The organism is Paenibacillus sp. 01T422, from assembly GCF_056398785.1.
In genome coordinates, this window is sequence record NZ_JBFTQB010000368.1 from 1 (window position 1) to 12823 (window position 12823).

The following is a 12823-nucleotide window of genomic DNA, read 5'->3' on the forward strand; positions in this document are numbered from 1 at the left end:
GTTATGAAGTTTGATACAACATGGTGTCCTGACTGTAAGAACATGGATCGTTTTATAGGAGATGTTATTAAAGAGCAGACAGATAAGGATTTCTATGCAATTGATGCTGAAATGTTTCAACCAATAGCGGAAGAACATGATGTGCGTGGGATTCCTAGTTTATTAGTATTTAAAAACGGAGAGAAAATCGCACATTTACACAGTAAACTTGCAAAAACCCCTACACAAGTGCGTGAATATCTCGATACATTAAATTGAGAAATGCCGAAGAAGTTAAAGGAGGAGTGTTCTTTAATCGAATTACTCCTTCTTCACTTTAATGTTCGTCTAATGCCAAACTTTCTTTAGCTTTCTTTTGATCTACTAGGATCTTTTTTCTACCCGTGCAGATGATCCCCTGTTTGGAAAGTTCGTTTAATGAATTAGTTACAGATTCCCTTGTAGCTCCAATCATATGAGCTAACTCCAGGTGGGTTAAAGGAAAGTCAATTTTAACAAGATGGTCCTCGGGGATGCCAAATTGATTAGAAAGCCGTAGCAGCAAATATAGTACACGTTCATGGACGGTTCCTATAGCTAATCTTTCCAATAACTCAGTAGTTTCGTTTAGTTTCTTACTAATCTCCTTCAAAAAGCGCAATACTAATTCTGACCTTTGTAGTAGAAATTGCTCGAATTGATCTTTGTGAACGGAACAAAGTAACGTTTCTTCAAGTGTTTCAATATAAAGATCACGTGTTGCAAGAGAAAATGCATCGATTTCTCCAAACATATTACCTGCACCGAGTATTGCAGCAGTAAACTGTTTACCTTCTAAATTTATTTTATATACGCGGAGTTTACCTGTTTTAATAAAAAATAAACCTTCTCGTTTCGAATCAGGTGTTTGTACGATTGTTCCTTTTGGTATGGCACTGAAATGAGTCATGGGCATCATTTGATCAATTTCAATTAAATCCTCAGGTGATAGTGCTTCAAAAATGTGGATTTTTGATAAGTACCATAATTTATTCATCATTAATTAAAATACCTTTCATAATTGAGCCTTTCCTTAACATTCCCTACAATAGGTTAAAATATTAGCATATAAATATTAATGGCGATCACTTCTCGTATTTCAATCGAGAGGAGATCGCCAATTTTTATTGACATTTTCAAAAACCAAACTTTGATTTGTGAATGAACATAAGACATACTTCTTCGTGCTATTGCTAATAATACATATAACCCTAATATTTGGATAAATATGCAATGATCATAAAACCTAAGGGATGAGGTAGAATTGAATTGCACCAAGTACCGTTGAATTCATCTGCGGCTATGAACTTAAAGAAGCTTCAGCAATGTTATTCCAGAATCGATTATTAGTCACCAGAAACCTGTGACATTCAGATTTGAATTGTGGAGCGTTCATCGTTTATTTAACGATCCTCGTGGATGAAAAAAGGTTAAATGAACAAATCATTCGTAAAATAAACTTAGATTTATCCGTGAATGAAGATCAAGAACATGCATAGAAAAATATTCTTGAAACTCTTTATTCTCTAGGCGATGTGCAAGTACTTACGGATTTTGATGAAGTCGTTAGCCATGTTGCTGATGCCAATATCGTTATTTTTATGGATGGGCATACGGAAGGATATGCCATGAGTCTGCCAGGTTACAAGACAAGAGCAATAGGTGAGTCGCAGCTTGAACTTAACGTACGTGGCCCGAGAGAAGCCTTTTCTGATGATTTGCAAATAAAAAAAATAGCTGAGATTATGCAAGAAGAAACAGAAAATATTGGTTAACCAGGCCGTTACGGAGGCGAAGAAATTATCGCCGTGATCGATGACCCTGATGTTATTTCTTGGATTGATGAATGGGCTGAAAATCCAGCTGATCGTGCTTGCCAACTGACAAGACGCAGGGGGGACGTTACTGCAGATCACTTCATTCCGTTAATGGGGGGACCTACGTAGGAAACATCATATTTATTAGTCGCAGCCTAAATGCTTCGAAAAAGGAAAGAAATCCCTTTGTTTGGTTCAATGAGGTCATATACAACACTTAAGAAGCTTTTTTCAATGTCGTTGTTTGTTGTCGCTGCTCTGCTGGCTGGATGGACAAAAAAAAGTGGGATTCTACGCTAGAAACAAATTTCACTTCACAGAATAACGGTTCTGTGAAGTTAATGATGTTAACGCGATTGACCGCTTAGCCAGCTCACAGTCCGATGACGAATCACTCACCATTAATAGCCACTTTCCTCTTTCGCACTGGTGATCGTGGTTACGTCCGTTTCAGGAGTGCTGAGCGTGAAGTGCACACCAATGGGGATGCAGTCGCAATCCGCGACATTCATTTGTAAAAGTAAAGTTCTTAAAAAAGGACCGCTTCATGCAGTCCGTTAATGTTATAGGGTTATTGGCTGTATAACCACTGTCTCAAGTTGTTTGCCATCTGATTCGTGTTTACTATAAGATTTACAGAATGCATCAGCATTATCAATCACTTTATCTTTATCGTAGATAAAGAAATAAATATTCTTTGCTCTGTAATGGAATGCATCTGATCCTAATTGTTCAGTAATCCGCCGAATGATCTCGTGAAACGTAACGAAATCAAATTGTTGACCTGTTATTGCTATAGCATGCCGTAGATAGAGACCACTATTTACATTTATCATGAGTCTCTCCAAATAGGAAATCCCCTTGCTCAGATTCGTAGCTTTTATCAAGAACTCCCGTTCTAGAGCTTGATCAGAGAAAACTCGGCTTAGCACTTTGCCAGTCGAATCACACCAATCCAGAAATTGTTGCTGATAATTAACGGACTTGGTATTTAATGCACGTCCAGAGTCAATTTCGCTCTGAATTGCTTGTATCGTTTCATCGTTAGGCTTGAGCGAATAAACAGTTGTTCCTACCGTCATAAATGGCCACCCCATCGCAGATAAAATAAAAAGTGTGGTTCTAAAATGTAGATTTCATCATCCTTATATTCGAAGACATGATAAATTTTCTCACTAGCTTGGATGATCGCTTGCACTTGCTCGATCGTAGATTTGATCTTTGGTTTGTCTGGCTTATCATCAGTATTTTTAATAAGTTCATCAATTCTTTTCTTCATTTCGTCGATCGTGATACTAATTTTCGGTGGATTTACTGCAATTGCTTTTAACAGCAATTCATAAATATCTGCGTGTTCACCGTTCACTAATGTATACGTTTTTCTTTGTTGTCCTCTTGGATTTGGACCCGTTTTTATCTTTCGGATCACATCTTTATAATCGAGGTTCATTGTAGTTCTTCGGTAAACATCTTCAAGCTGGGATTTATCTTTAATTTTCGCCTCAGTTCGCAAATTATCAACATCGAGTTGAAGAGCAAGCGATAAGCAAATGGACTGCATTATCTGCGGAGAAGTAAGACTCTCTATTGCCATTTGATTCGCATATTCTGAGTCAATTTTCATACCCAATGATCGAAAACCTGTTAGAGCAATCTCGCTGAGCTCTTCCGGTTTCCAAGGTTCTATGTTAATAAGATTCAATCTTCCACTTAAATCAGGATTTTTTCGTACTGCATCGTCTGCTCTGTGGGGTAAAGAAATGATAATAGCTCGAAATTGTTTACGAATGGCATCTTTTAGTTGATATGCGATCTCAAACTGCATAGAATCCGGGGCGTAATGAAAATCATCTAACACGAGGACTAAGTTACTGTCTTTAAAATATTGAATAACTTTATCTTTATGCAGGCGAAATGATTCTGTAATAGTTGTGGATCTTCCTTCCGTTAGTCCGGAAGTTACTTCCCCTTCAAGAACTGAACGTTCGGTATGACTACTTTTTAAGGATAAGCCAACTTTTGCTGCTACTACAGCCCAAAAATCATCATCCTCTTTGAAATCATTACCACTTAAATCGACGATGTTTTCCAGTCCAATTACCTTCTCACATAGGACTGTCTTTCCTGTTTTCGATGGACCAATAATGGAGGTCAGATATCCGATCGTCAAAATTGATTGATCTAGTCTCGTCTCATAAGAAAAATCTTCCTCCGGCTTTCTAATCACATATGTATAAGTCGGGAACGCACCGGGAATAAACACCTGAAATGACTTTAGCATACCAAATACAACCTCCAATACCCTTTTCTTAATTATAGCCCTAAAAAGATAAAAACAAAACCCAAAAAGGGTATATTGGCTAAAAATTTATGTAACCATGAGAAAATAGCTAAATTTATCTTTGCAGAGTACTTTATCGTGTTGTGCGCATCACATTTGTTCCTTCGGAATCAACTCGAGTAGAGTGTGTTCCACCAAACCAGATCTTCTCTGTGTAATGGCGGTAAATAACGAAATTGAGACTATAAATGATTTGAAGTCAATAAGTTCCATTGCCCAAAATATGGTATCCCTTTTCTTTGTGATGGCTAGTCAAGCCGTCGGTAGAATTCATATTGATTTTGAAGAGTTAGGAATTACATTGTTAGCGTTTACATCATATACGAAGTTATCGGTTGATCATATTCTGTTTGTAAGAGGTAAATAATCATGAAGCCTTTCTACGAGTACGACATCCATTTACCCGCCCAGTTAGATTCAACCCGCACCTATCCAGTGATTTTTACACTCCATGGTAGAGGGTCCAATGAACAGACTATGTATGGGCTCGTTGAACCGATATCGGACAAACTTATTATTATCGGAATTCGCGGCAATCTTACATTGGGAGCAGGGTACCAATACTACGAGCTGAAGAGCCTAGGCAATCCGGTTCGAGAAACATTCGACAAGGCGATTAACGAGCTGCAATCATTCATACAATATGCAACCGACAAATATCCGATAGACGCTGCAAAAAGGTATATGCTTGGCTTTAGCCAAGGTGCGATCTTATCCCTTGCGCTTGCTTTAACGATTTGAGAGCAGTTGAAGGGGATTGTAGCGCTGAATGGATACATTCCCGAGTTTGTTAAAACGGAGTATCACCTGAAAAGTCTAGAGCACGTATCTGTATATATTTTCCATGGTGAGTATGACTCTGTTTTTCCGATCCATATCGGGCACGAGACTGCAGCTTATATGAAACAACTGACGCCGAAGTTCAGCTTTGTTGCGTATCCAGCAGATCATGGTGTCTCGGTGGACAATCAACGCGATTTCTTACAATGGCTTACTCAAGATGCTGGAATTGAAGCTGAGGAGGAACATACAAATGAATTATCATCGTGAACCCAATACCTTTGTAGGGCAAGTAAACCTAAAGGTACAAGATTTAGATCGAGTTCTTGCATTTTACCAGGAAGTAATTGGATTTAGAGTATTGGAAAGAGCTGAAAGAACAGTTAGTCTGACTGCGGATGGGAAGACTACTTTGTTATCGATTGAACAACTAGAACAAGTCATACCCAAGCAGCAAAACACAACTGGCTTATATCACTTTGCACTTCTTCTGCCTGAACGCTCTGATTTAGCTAAAATTGTACAACATTTTACGGATATCGGTTTGCGATTTGGTTCATCCGACCATCTTGTAAGTGAAGCTCTTTATTTGTCAGACCCCGATGGAAATGGCATTGAAATCTATAGGGACCGTGCTCCTAACGAATGGGTTTGCCATAAAGGAGAAGTGGTTATGGCGGTTGATCCATTGAATTTTGAAGACCTTCTTTCCGGCGGGAAGCAGCAGATATGGGAAGGTTTACCGGCTAGTACAGTCATGGGACATATTCATTTACATGTATCTGAATTGAAAAAGACGGAAGAGTTTTATACGAAGGGACTCGGTTTTGAAGTGGTTAACCGATTCGGGACTCAGGCGCTTTTCATCTCTACCGGTAAATACCATCATCTTATCGGCTTAAACACTTGGGCTGGGTTCGGTGCTCCTATATCTCCTGTAAATAGTGTTGGACTGGAATCTTTTACTTTAATTCTGCCGAATGAGACCGCAAGAAAACATGTCGCAGCACAGTTGAGGAATATGGGGGCATTTGTCAAAGAAGAAAAGGGGTCTTTTGTAACCTCGGATCCTTCTGGTAATCGTATTTATTTACAGATTTAAGTTGAGAGCAGATATATTAACATACCCTAAAAGTCATAACTGGAGGTGAATATTACAATGCGAGAAGATGTAGGATTTAAAAAATCAGGAGTAGAAATCGGTCTCTACACGCTAGGAGATATAGGTCCAGATCCTCATACCGGCAAAACAATTAGCGCCCAACAACGAGTAAGAGAAATAATCGAAGCAGCTAAGCTTGCTGACGAGGCTGGACTTGAGTTTTTGGGGTTGGCGAACATCACCGGTTAGACTATGCAGTATCTGCACCCCCAGTTGTGTTGGCAGCTATTGCCCAGGGACTTTGCTACCTTGGAGTTGCTTTCAGACGGACGTGCGGAAATAATCGCCGGTCGAGGAGCGTTTGTGGAATCTTTCCCACTTTTCGGTTATAACACAAATGACTATGATGACCTATTTTCAGAACATATGGATTTGTTTTTAAAACTAAACAAAACCGAGAATATCTCTTGGACGGGTCGCTTTCGCTCCTCACTAAGAAATGCTGAAATTGCGCCCCGACCTGTACAAAGTCAATTGCCAGTATGGGTTGGTGTTGGGGGTACACAGGAGAGTGTAGCCCGTGCTGGCAGGTTAGGCGTTGGGATGGCTATTGCGATCCTCGGCGGCGATCCAGTCCGATTTATGCCGCTTGTCGATATATACCGTAAAGCTGGCATCAGCGTTTCATTGCCCAGATTGACATAGGCGGTTTACCGTTTAAAAAAGTAGCTGAGGGTATTGAGTTATTAGCTACAGATGTAGCCCCAATTGTTCGAAGGGAAACGAGTAAGTGAGAAAGTAAGGTGTGGATTTATAGGCTGCAGATATGTCGGCAGCCTATTCTGTATGGATTAGGCCTTAATGGATATTCTAATGATTGAAATACGATATTCACGGCACGGAGGTAAAAGACGATATCATCAGCTTCACGAAGGGATGGAGCTCCGCTCGAAGACAGTCACCAGTTAATCCGTCAAAACAGTGATAACCCGTTTACGCATAGTGATGATTATAGTTCGCTCCGTGCTGCTTGCCGCATGGCAAATCCCGAAGAATCCAGATCAAAAACAAATTGATCGCGCGGTTCGATAGCTTATACCTGACCCTGTAGAGTCTCATTAATCTTCTCCAATGACTTGGCGGACGCAATATTCGCTTTGTCATTAAATCGAGAGATGGTTGGCTGTGAAACAAGTCGCTCTTTTTCCATCAAGGCGGTCAAGCGAGATGAGACAAGTCATCCGCATGATCATCCGTGTGATAACCGCAAAGATGCTGATAAATCTTCTGGAGGGCAACGTCTAAATTAGGATGATCTCGATGATGAAGTGATGCTGGACAAGTTCTACAACCTGTTCGATATCAAGCGAATGATGGTTGAAGGAGGCGTAACGATCAACTGGTCTTTCATTCAAAACGGACTGGTTGATGAAGTGAGTGTCATCTTGTCCCCCATCGCAAATGGTGATCCAGACGGCCACCGATTTTTCGTCGCAAAAGAACCGTATTCCAGCATTAAAGAAACAGCTTTTCAACTTGAATCCGTTTCGTTTTGGCCATTAAATGGGGAAGTAATTTGGAAGCTTGCCTCGAGCCTACCAACAATGTTCCAACAAGGCCTATAATGACTCCAATGACGACGTCTGTTATCCTCGCTGATGCAAAATAGGTAAAGTTATATAATTGGGACGTGCTTTCTGCCATCAGCAGAGAGTTGGATGTGATAAATAAGGCTGCGATCCCGTAGTTAAAGACAATAGCAAGCTCGGTAAGTGCTGTGAATAACACGATGGCGATTACGATAATAATCCCTTCGGGCTTAACGGAGAGAATAAGGGTTGCAATGATAACGCCAACGATTGTTCCAATGGAACGCTGGATTGAACGGTGAAATGTAGCAACGATAGTCGATCCCGACATAACAGCCGTACAGGATAAAGTGACCCAATAAGAGTGATTGAAGTTAAATGAATTAGTAATAACAGCAGCAATAGTGAGAACTACCCCATATCTTATAGCCGTTAAGAAAACTATGGAATTTTATCAAAGGCCCCCGCTAGAACAGTCTTAAGAAATGGTTCAGCGGAAGCTTACCGCTTCTTTTCTCACCATGTTCAAGGATGTGTAAAAATATCGTATTGGCTTGATCATTTAATAGAAGCAGCCTTTTCAAATGATCTGAGCTGTGCCTGTGCCAAGAGAGGTGCCCTGCCACTAGTGTATCTTAAGCTGCATTCAACGAAAGCATTAGCCTCTGCCTCGCTTCATTAAAATGATCCGTACCCACCGAATCCATAAAACCAGCAAGCTCTGTATATACTTTCTTTACAGCCATGGTTTCAGGCCCGTGAGGTTTGAGAAACCAGCCGCTCATTCCCAGAATCCAGGACAAAACTCCCCCTAAAAAAACAAGCCCTGCACGTAGAGGGGCAAGTGCCGGATCTATCGGCATTCCAGAAGACATCAGAAATCCTAAAACAAAGAATATAGCAGAAGGTCCTGCAATTTTGAAAGCGCCAAAGACAAATACAGCAATCGCTCCAATGATACCCACTGCTATTGCTGCTGCTGATGGGGAAGGTGCAAGTAAAGTTCCTAATCCAACGGATAAGACCATTCCAAGAAGTGTAAAGAAAAGTTTTTTGGCTCTATGGGCATAAGGGACATTGAATGTGTAAAGATAGGTGAAGCTCCCGATTCCTGCTATAAGTCCGTATTGTAGATTTCCGAATAGCCAACCCAGCAAGACCGGTAAACCGGCACATATTCCTGCATTAATGGCCTTTTCCCAAGGAAGAGGACTTTTGTTAATCTTAAAAGCTTGTTTTATCGTCGTGATAAGAGTAGAAGATACAGACTTAGAGGATTTCATTCTTTTAATCACCCAACCTTTAGACGTAAAATATGATAGTTATTATCCCTCACTTTCCCACATTTTAAACTTTACCTTTTCAACTGTACGGTGAAGAAAGATGACTAAGCCAACTCAGATCGAACGCTGATTTGCTGTTTGCTTTATTTTTGCAGTCTTTGGATGAAAACGGGGCTAAACCTGAGACTTCATTTACAATAGAAATGCAAAAAACGATTCCGATGCAGAAAACTGGCATTGCAATAGGATCTAGCTATAGCTATGCAATTGTTGCCCTTTTTGGAAATCAGAGAGGGCCAGATTATTTCTTTTTCGAGAAATCGAGCATGGGAACGTATTTTACTGAGCAAGCCAATGACCCATCCAGAGATAACACCTGTTGGAAGAAATATCTCGATGAAAAGGTTACAATTAATCCTAAGTACATATGGTGTGAATGAAGGATCAACAGCAATTCCAAACGTTAAGAAGGACAACGGATACATGCTTTCGGCATGTATTGACAAAGGAGGGTTACTATGACAGAGAATCTCATTGAACGTGCTGCGGGGGGATTAGTTCTTCGCATTTCGCGGACAGGAATACAAACCCTACTCATTCACGATAGATATGGACATGTGGGTTTCCCTGGAATCTGGAGAGACATGGGAGGGCGCTGCAGTCCGAGAAATATTCGAAGAAACAGGGATTAAATCAAGAATTATTTCACCTCTTGGTGAAATTGAATATCCTATCGAGAAAAAAGGGCTAACCATTCGAAAGCAGGTCCGCTTATTTCTTCTAGAAGCCATCGAAGAACAGGATGAGCCTGTTCACCAGGCTAACGAAGTTGAAAGTGCTCAATATTTTGCATGGGAAGATGCACTTCAACTGCACATAGAACGAGGCTATATGGACTTGCATTGGGTGTTTAATAAGGCTAAARCATTTTGGGATTGGCATCGTAAAGCTCCCTCGGAATGATTTAATTTCCCTCACGCAAGCTCGTCTATTCGCAGGATTTCATCCTTTAGATTTCGAAGATGAATGAAGGATAGCGAGATATATTAGGATGTGTCGTTAAAAGGGCATGCGGGAACAGAGGAGGAGTTAATTCACCCAATTCATTCCAAATGCGTATGCCCCACGATGCCCTTAGCGATTTTCACTCCCATGTCTCAACGGGTCAAGAGCCCTTTCATTCCTTCGTCACATCTATCCAAGGGGTGGAGGTCGGTCTTTCTAACGGAACGGGTCGGAGCCCTTTTGCGTAACGTATCCCGATACTCCGTGTTTTCTTTGTCATCCTGCGAATACGCCAACTTACGTGAGATAAGGCTTAATTTTAAGCTGTCAGTGCAAAGATTTTGTCCGGGTTGTAGGCTTCCGAACTACGAGTAGCGCCTCTCAAGAGGAGGAATATCATAAATAAGATCCGGAAATTGCAAATCAATATTTTCGGAAATATGGTATCTTGGTTGCAAACAACAATTAGAAACGGGCCGACGGTTCAGAAATTATCCATACGGAGGAAAAATGAATGAAAGGTGTATCTTCACCCGCACCCGCATCCGAACCGAATCATGACGAGATCTACCACAGCGAGGTCGCGCGCTGCGACAGACTAGTATTGTAATTGTCATAATTTCATTATAAAAAAGGAGTCGATTGAAAGCGGATACATATACTGGATGTTTGAAATTCATTTAAGATTGTTTCGTCGAAACGGTTGTTGAAAATCAATTTATAAGAAGAGGTGCATAGGCCATGTTCGTATTAAGCAACAGGATTTACGTAGTTCTATTCAGTATGCTTTTAGTATTGTTGGGATTACAACTTCCCACTATGTCAGTTCATGCATCGGCGGCAGAGAGTACAAATGGCTCGGGTTTGCCAGTAGTGGTCGACTATGCGGTAGATGTTGGACCGAGTACACGTATGGCTTCGGGTATTTTACATGGCATAGATTATAAAACCCCTGCAGAGTGGCTTACGGACGGAATCTATCTCGATTCAGTAAGAGGACAGGCTCACCAAAAGGAGTTTAATTCCTATTATGAGTACTTGCCTGGGTTTCTGGATGAGCCGACTTTTGAACGGTTAAAGGCTGTTAATTCCAATGCATCTCTTATGATTGGTCTCTATTACGAATTTAAGGCAATTCAAGGCGGAAATTGGCAAAATGCGGCACTTCAAAATAATGGTGCAACCTGGAAGTCCTATATTAAACAATTTCTAAATGAAGAACGTGACCGCGGAATGTACGATAAGGTTCATTCATGGATACCATGGAATGAACCAGACTTACAATGGGGAGGAAATTATAACAATACCTTTTTGACAGCGTATAATTATGCTCACCAAGCCGTCAAGGAATTCGATTCCAGTGCCAAAGTCCAAGGACCTGAGCTTGCTGTGTACGATTTCGGAAGATTGACTAGTCTTTTAAGCTATTGTAAAGAGAATAATTGTATCCCGGATGTCTTGTCCTGGCATGAACTAACAAATGACAGGACAGATATCGAATCTCATACTAGTGAAATTCGAAATTGGATGATTGGAAATAATATTGCCCCGATGCCGTTTGCAATCACTGAATACCAAGGTATAGGTTATGGCACAACCGAGGCAGAAAGAAAAAATGAGGGCAACTATAATAGCGGTCTAGCGATCTCCTACATTGCTGGAATGGAGAGATCGGTTGACAACGGGCTAGCGTACGGACTCCGGTCGGAATGGGGACTTCCGGGATCTGATCCAAATACAAAAGCTTATTTAGGGGAGCTCGCTACCTTTGACAATGGAACGATGCCGACAGGGCTTTGGTATGTCTACAACGCTTACCGCGATATGACGGGCAGGAAAGTACAAACGACACAAGATAAAAGTATCATTGACGCTTTTGCCACCACCCACAGTTCTCTCGAGAAAAAACAATCCAGTATATTGTTAGGCAATTGGAAATCTAACGATACGAATGTGACGCTAACGCTTAAGAACATTCCGGATTATTTGAAAGTTAATAATAAAGTCAATATTAAAGTTGATTATTTGAAAGAAACATTGGCAACGACAAGCTATGGAACCGAGGTTTGGATGGACCAGGAGGTTGAGGTAAAGGCAGACAGTACGATTGCATTAGATGTTAATGTCAAAGCCAGATCGGCTGTTAAGCTAGTTCTTACTCCACCAACTGAACAAGGCATTGTTATTAAAGCGGAAGATTTAACGCCACAGGTAACGGGAGCGATGGCTACGGCTGTGAATAATGGTGTGGTCAGCCTTACAGGCGGTCAGAAAAGCTCCTATTCAGATCCCGCACAGGTAAACAATGGGTTGAAAGAAACTACCTATAAGGACGTGGGGGATAAAGTAACTTATACGATCCCGGTTGCATCAGATGGCATCTATAATTTGAAGATTAAACATCAAACCGGGCCAGGAAACGGGTTTATGCAAATGTACGTGGACGGTATTTCCACCGGTATCCCGGTGGATCAATACAGCAAGTCATCAGCGCCAAAAACGATGAATTATGGTAACGTTTACTTAACCTCTGGTGAGCACAAATTTGAATTTAAAATTGTCGGATATGGTAAAAACAGTGAAAGCTCCGGTTATACACTTACCTTTGACAGCTTTGCGTTGGCTAAGGTGGGACAGACGGCAGCGGATCGTAGCGTTAAGTTTGAGGGGAATGCTGTAGATGCGGTCGTTAAACAAACCAGTATGTCGGTTACCACTGGTAAATCGCTTGGCGTGCTTCCTGAAGCAACAAGAAAAGGATTTACCTTTGAAGGCTGGAGCCTATCTGCAGACGGTAAAGGTGCTAAGTTTACCGCAAATTCCATTGTCAACGGTGAAATCACTGTTTATGCACAGTGGAAGCAGGTGCCTGGTAATGCGTATACCAT

The 12823-nt window shown here is 41.1% G+C and carries 13 protein-coding genes and 2 pseudogenes; 10 read left to right on the forward strand and 5 right to left on the reverse strand.

Annotated features, from left to right (window positions below):
- On the forward strand, positions 1–258 hold a 258-nt coding region (locus tag AC1DUA_RS20215), incomplete at its 5' end, for a thioredoxin family protein (protein WP_477501484.1).
- 58 nt (positions 259–316) lie between these two features.
- Here the strand turns inward: AC1DUA_RS20215 and AC1DUA_RS20220 are convergent.
- A complete protein-coding gene (locus AC1DUA_RS20220; RefSeq protein ID WP_477501485.1) occupies positions 317–1018 on the reverse strand; it encodes a Crp/Fnr family transcriptional regulator in 702 nt (233 codons plus the stop codon).
- A gap of 505 nt (positions 1019–1523) precedes the next feature.
- Between AC1DUA_RS20220 and AC1DUA_RS20225 the strand changes: the two genes are divergently transcribed.
- Positions 1524–1793, forward strand: coding sequence for a spore germination protein (locus AC1DUA_RS20225; RefSeq protein WP_477501494.1), 270 nt, complete (start codon positions 1524–1526; stop codon positions 1791–1793).
- A 605-nt stretch (positions 1794–2398) separates the two neighbouring features.
- Here AC1DUA_RS20225 and AC1DUA_RS20230 read toward each other — a convergent pair.
- Positions 2399–2917, reverse strand: coding sequence for a PD-(D/E)XK nuclease domain-containing protein (locus tag AC1DUA_RS20230; RefSeq protein WP_477501486.1), 519 nt, complete (start codon positions 2915–2917; stop codon positions 2399–2401).
- Entirely contained in the window at positions 2914–4116 is a 1203-nt protein-coding gene (locus AC1DUA_RS20235; RefSeq protein WP_477501487.1) for a P-loop NTPase family protein, read from the reverse strand. The genes AC1DUA_RS20230 and AC1DUA_RS20235 overlap by 4 nt, the downstream gene beginning before the upstream one ends.
- Before the next feature lie 184 nt (positions 4117–4300).
- On the opposite strand from AC1DUA_RS20235, the gene AC1DUA_RS20240 reads away from it, so the two are divergent.
- The 5 genes and pseudogenes from AC1DUA_RS20240 to AC1DUA_RS20260 all read left to right on the forward strand — a co-directional run bounded on the left by AC1DUA_RS20240 (position 4301) and on the right by AC1DUA_RS20260 (position 7683).
- Positions 4301–4543, forward strand: a complete 243-nt coding sequence (locus AC1DUA_RS20240; RefSeq protein WP_477501488.1) for an aminotransferase class V-fold PLP-dependent enzyme — start codon at positions 4301–4303, stop codon at positions 4541–4543.
- 2 nt (positions 4544–4545) lie between these two features.
- Positions 4546–5226, forward strand: a pseudogene (locus AC1DUA_RS20245) (alpha/beta hydrolase).
- A complete protein-coding gene (locus AC1DUA_RS20250) occupies positions 5210–6058 on the forward strand; it encodes a VOC family protein (RefSeq protein WP_477501489.1) in 849 nt (282 codons plus the stop codon). Before AC1DUA_RS20245 ends, AC1DUA_RS20250 begins: the two are co-directional and overlap by 17 nt.
- A 57-nt stretch (positions 6059–6115) precedes the next feature.
- Positions 6116–6852 (forward strand): annotated as a pseudogene (locus AC1DUA_RS20255) (LLM class flavin-dependent oxidoreductase).
- Positions 6853–7431: 579 nt separating this feature from the next.
- Positions 7432–7683 (forward strand): dihydrofolate reductase family protein, encoded by a 252-nt coding sequence (locus AC1DUA_RS20260; RefSeq protein ID WP_477501495.1) that lies wholly within the window; start codon positions 7432–7434, stop codon positions 7681–7683.
- Here the strand turns inward: AC1DUA_RS20260 and AC1DUA_RS20265 are convergent.
- Positions 7574–8092 carry an FUSC family protein gene (locus tag AC1DUA_RS20265; RefSeq protein WP_477501496.1) on the reverse strand — a complete coding sequence of 173 codons (519 nt, stop codon included), beginning with the start codon at positions 8090–8092 and terminating at the stop codon, positions 7574–7576. The genes AC1DUA_RS20260 and AC1DUA_RS20265 overlap by 110 nt on opposite strands.
- Before the next feature lie 190 nt (positions 8093–8282).
- A complete protein-coding gene (locus tag AC1DUA_RS20270; RefSeq protein ID WP_477501490.1) occupies positions 8283–8930 on the reverse strand; it encodes a hypothetical protein in 648 nt (215 codons plus the stop codon).
- Positions 8931–9061: 131 nt separating this feature from the next.
- On the opposite strand from AC1DUA_RS20270, the gene AC1DUA_RS20275 reads away from it, so the two are divergent.
- The 3 genes from AC1DUA_RS20275 to AC1DUA_RS20285 all read left to right on the forward strand — a co-directional run.
- Positions 9062–9370, forward strand: coding sequence for a hypothetical protein (locus AC1DUA_RS20275; protein ID WP_477501491.1), 309 nt, complete (start codon positions 9062–9064; stop codon positions 9368–9370).
- A 175-nt stretch (positions 9371–9545) separates the two neighbouring features.
- Positions 9546–9893: an NUDIX domain-containing protein gene (locus AC1DUA_RS20280; RefSeq protein WP_477501492.1), complete on the forward strand. Its 348-nt coding sequence runs from the start codon at positions 9546–9548 to the stop codon at positions 9891–9893.
- Positions 9894–10754: 861 nt separating this feature from the next.
- Positions 10755–12823 (forward strand): InlB B-repeat-containing protein (locus AC1DUA_RS20285; RefSeq protein ID WP_477501493.1); only part of this gene is annotated, 2069 nt, incomplete at its 3' end.

Coding starts and splice junctions, on each gene's coding strand:
- AC1DUA_RS20220 (WP_477501485.1), bottom strand. CDS start 1,018: ATGATGAATAAATTATGGTACTTATCAAAAATCCACATTTTTGAAGCA.
- AC1DUA_RS20230 (WP_477501486.1), bottom strand. CDS start 2,917: ATGACGGTAGGAACAACTGTTTATTCGCTCAAGCCTAACGATGAAACG.
- AC1DUA_RS20235 (WP_477501487.1), bottom strand. CDS start 4,116: ATGCTAAAGTCATTTCAGGTGTTTATTCCCGGTGCGTTCCCGACTTAT.
- AC1DUA_RS20250 (WP_477501489.1), top strand. CDS start 5,210: ATGAATTATCATCGTGAACCCAATACCTTTGTAGGGCAAGTAAACCTA.
- AC1DUA_RS20260 (WP_477501495.1), top strand. CDS start 7,432: ATGGTTGAAGGAGGCGTAACGATCAACTGGTCTTTCATTCAAAACGGA.
- AC1DUA_RS20270 (WP_477501490.1), bottom strand. CDS start 8,930: ATGAAATCCTCTAAGTCTGTATCTTCTACTCTTATCACGACGATAAAA.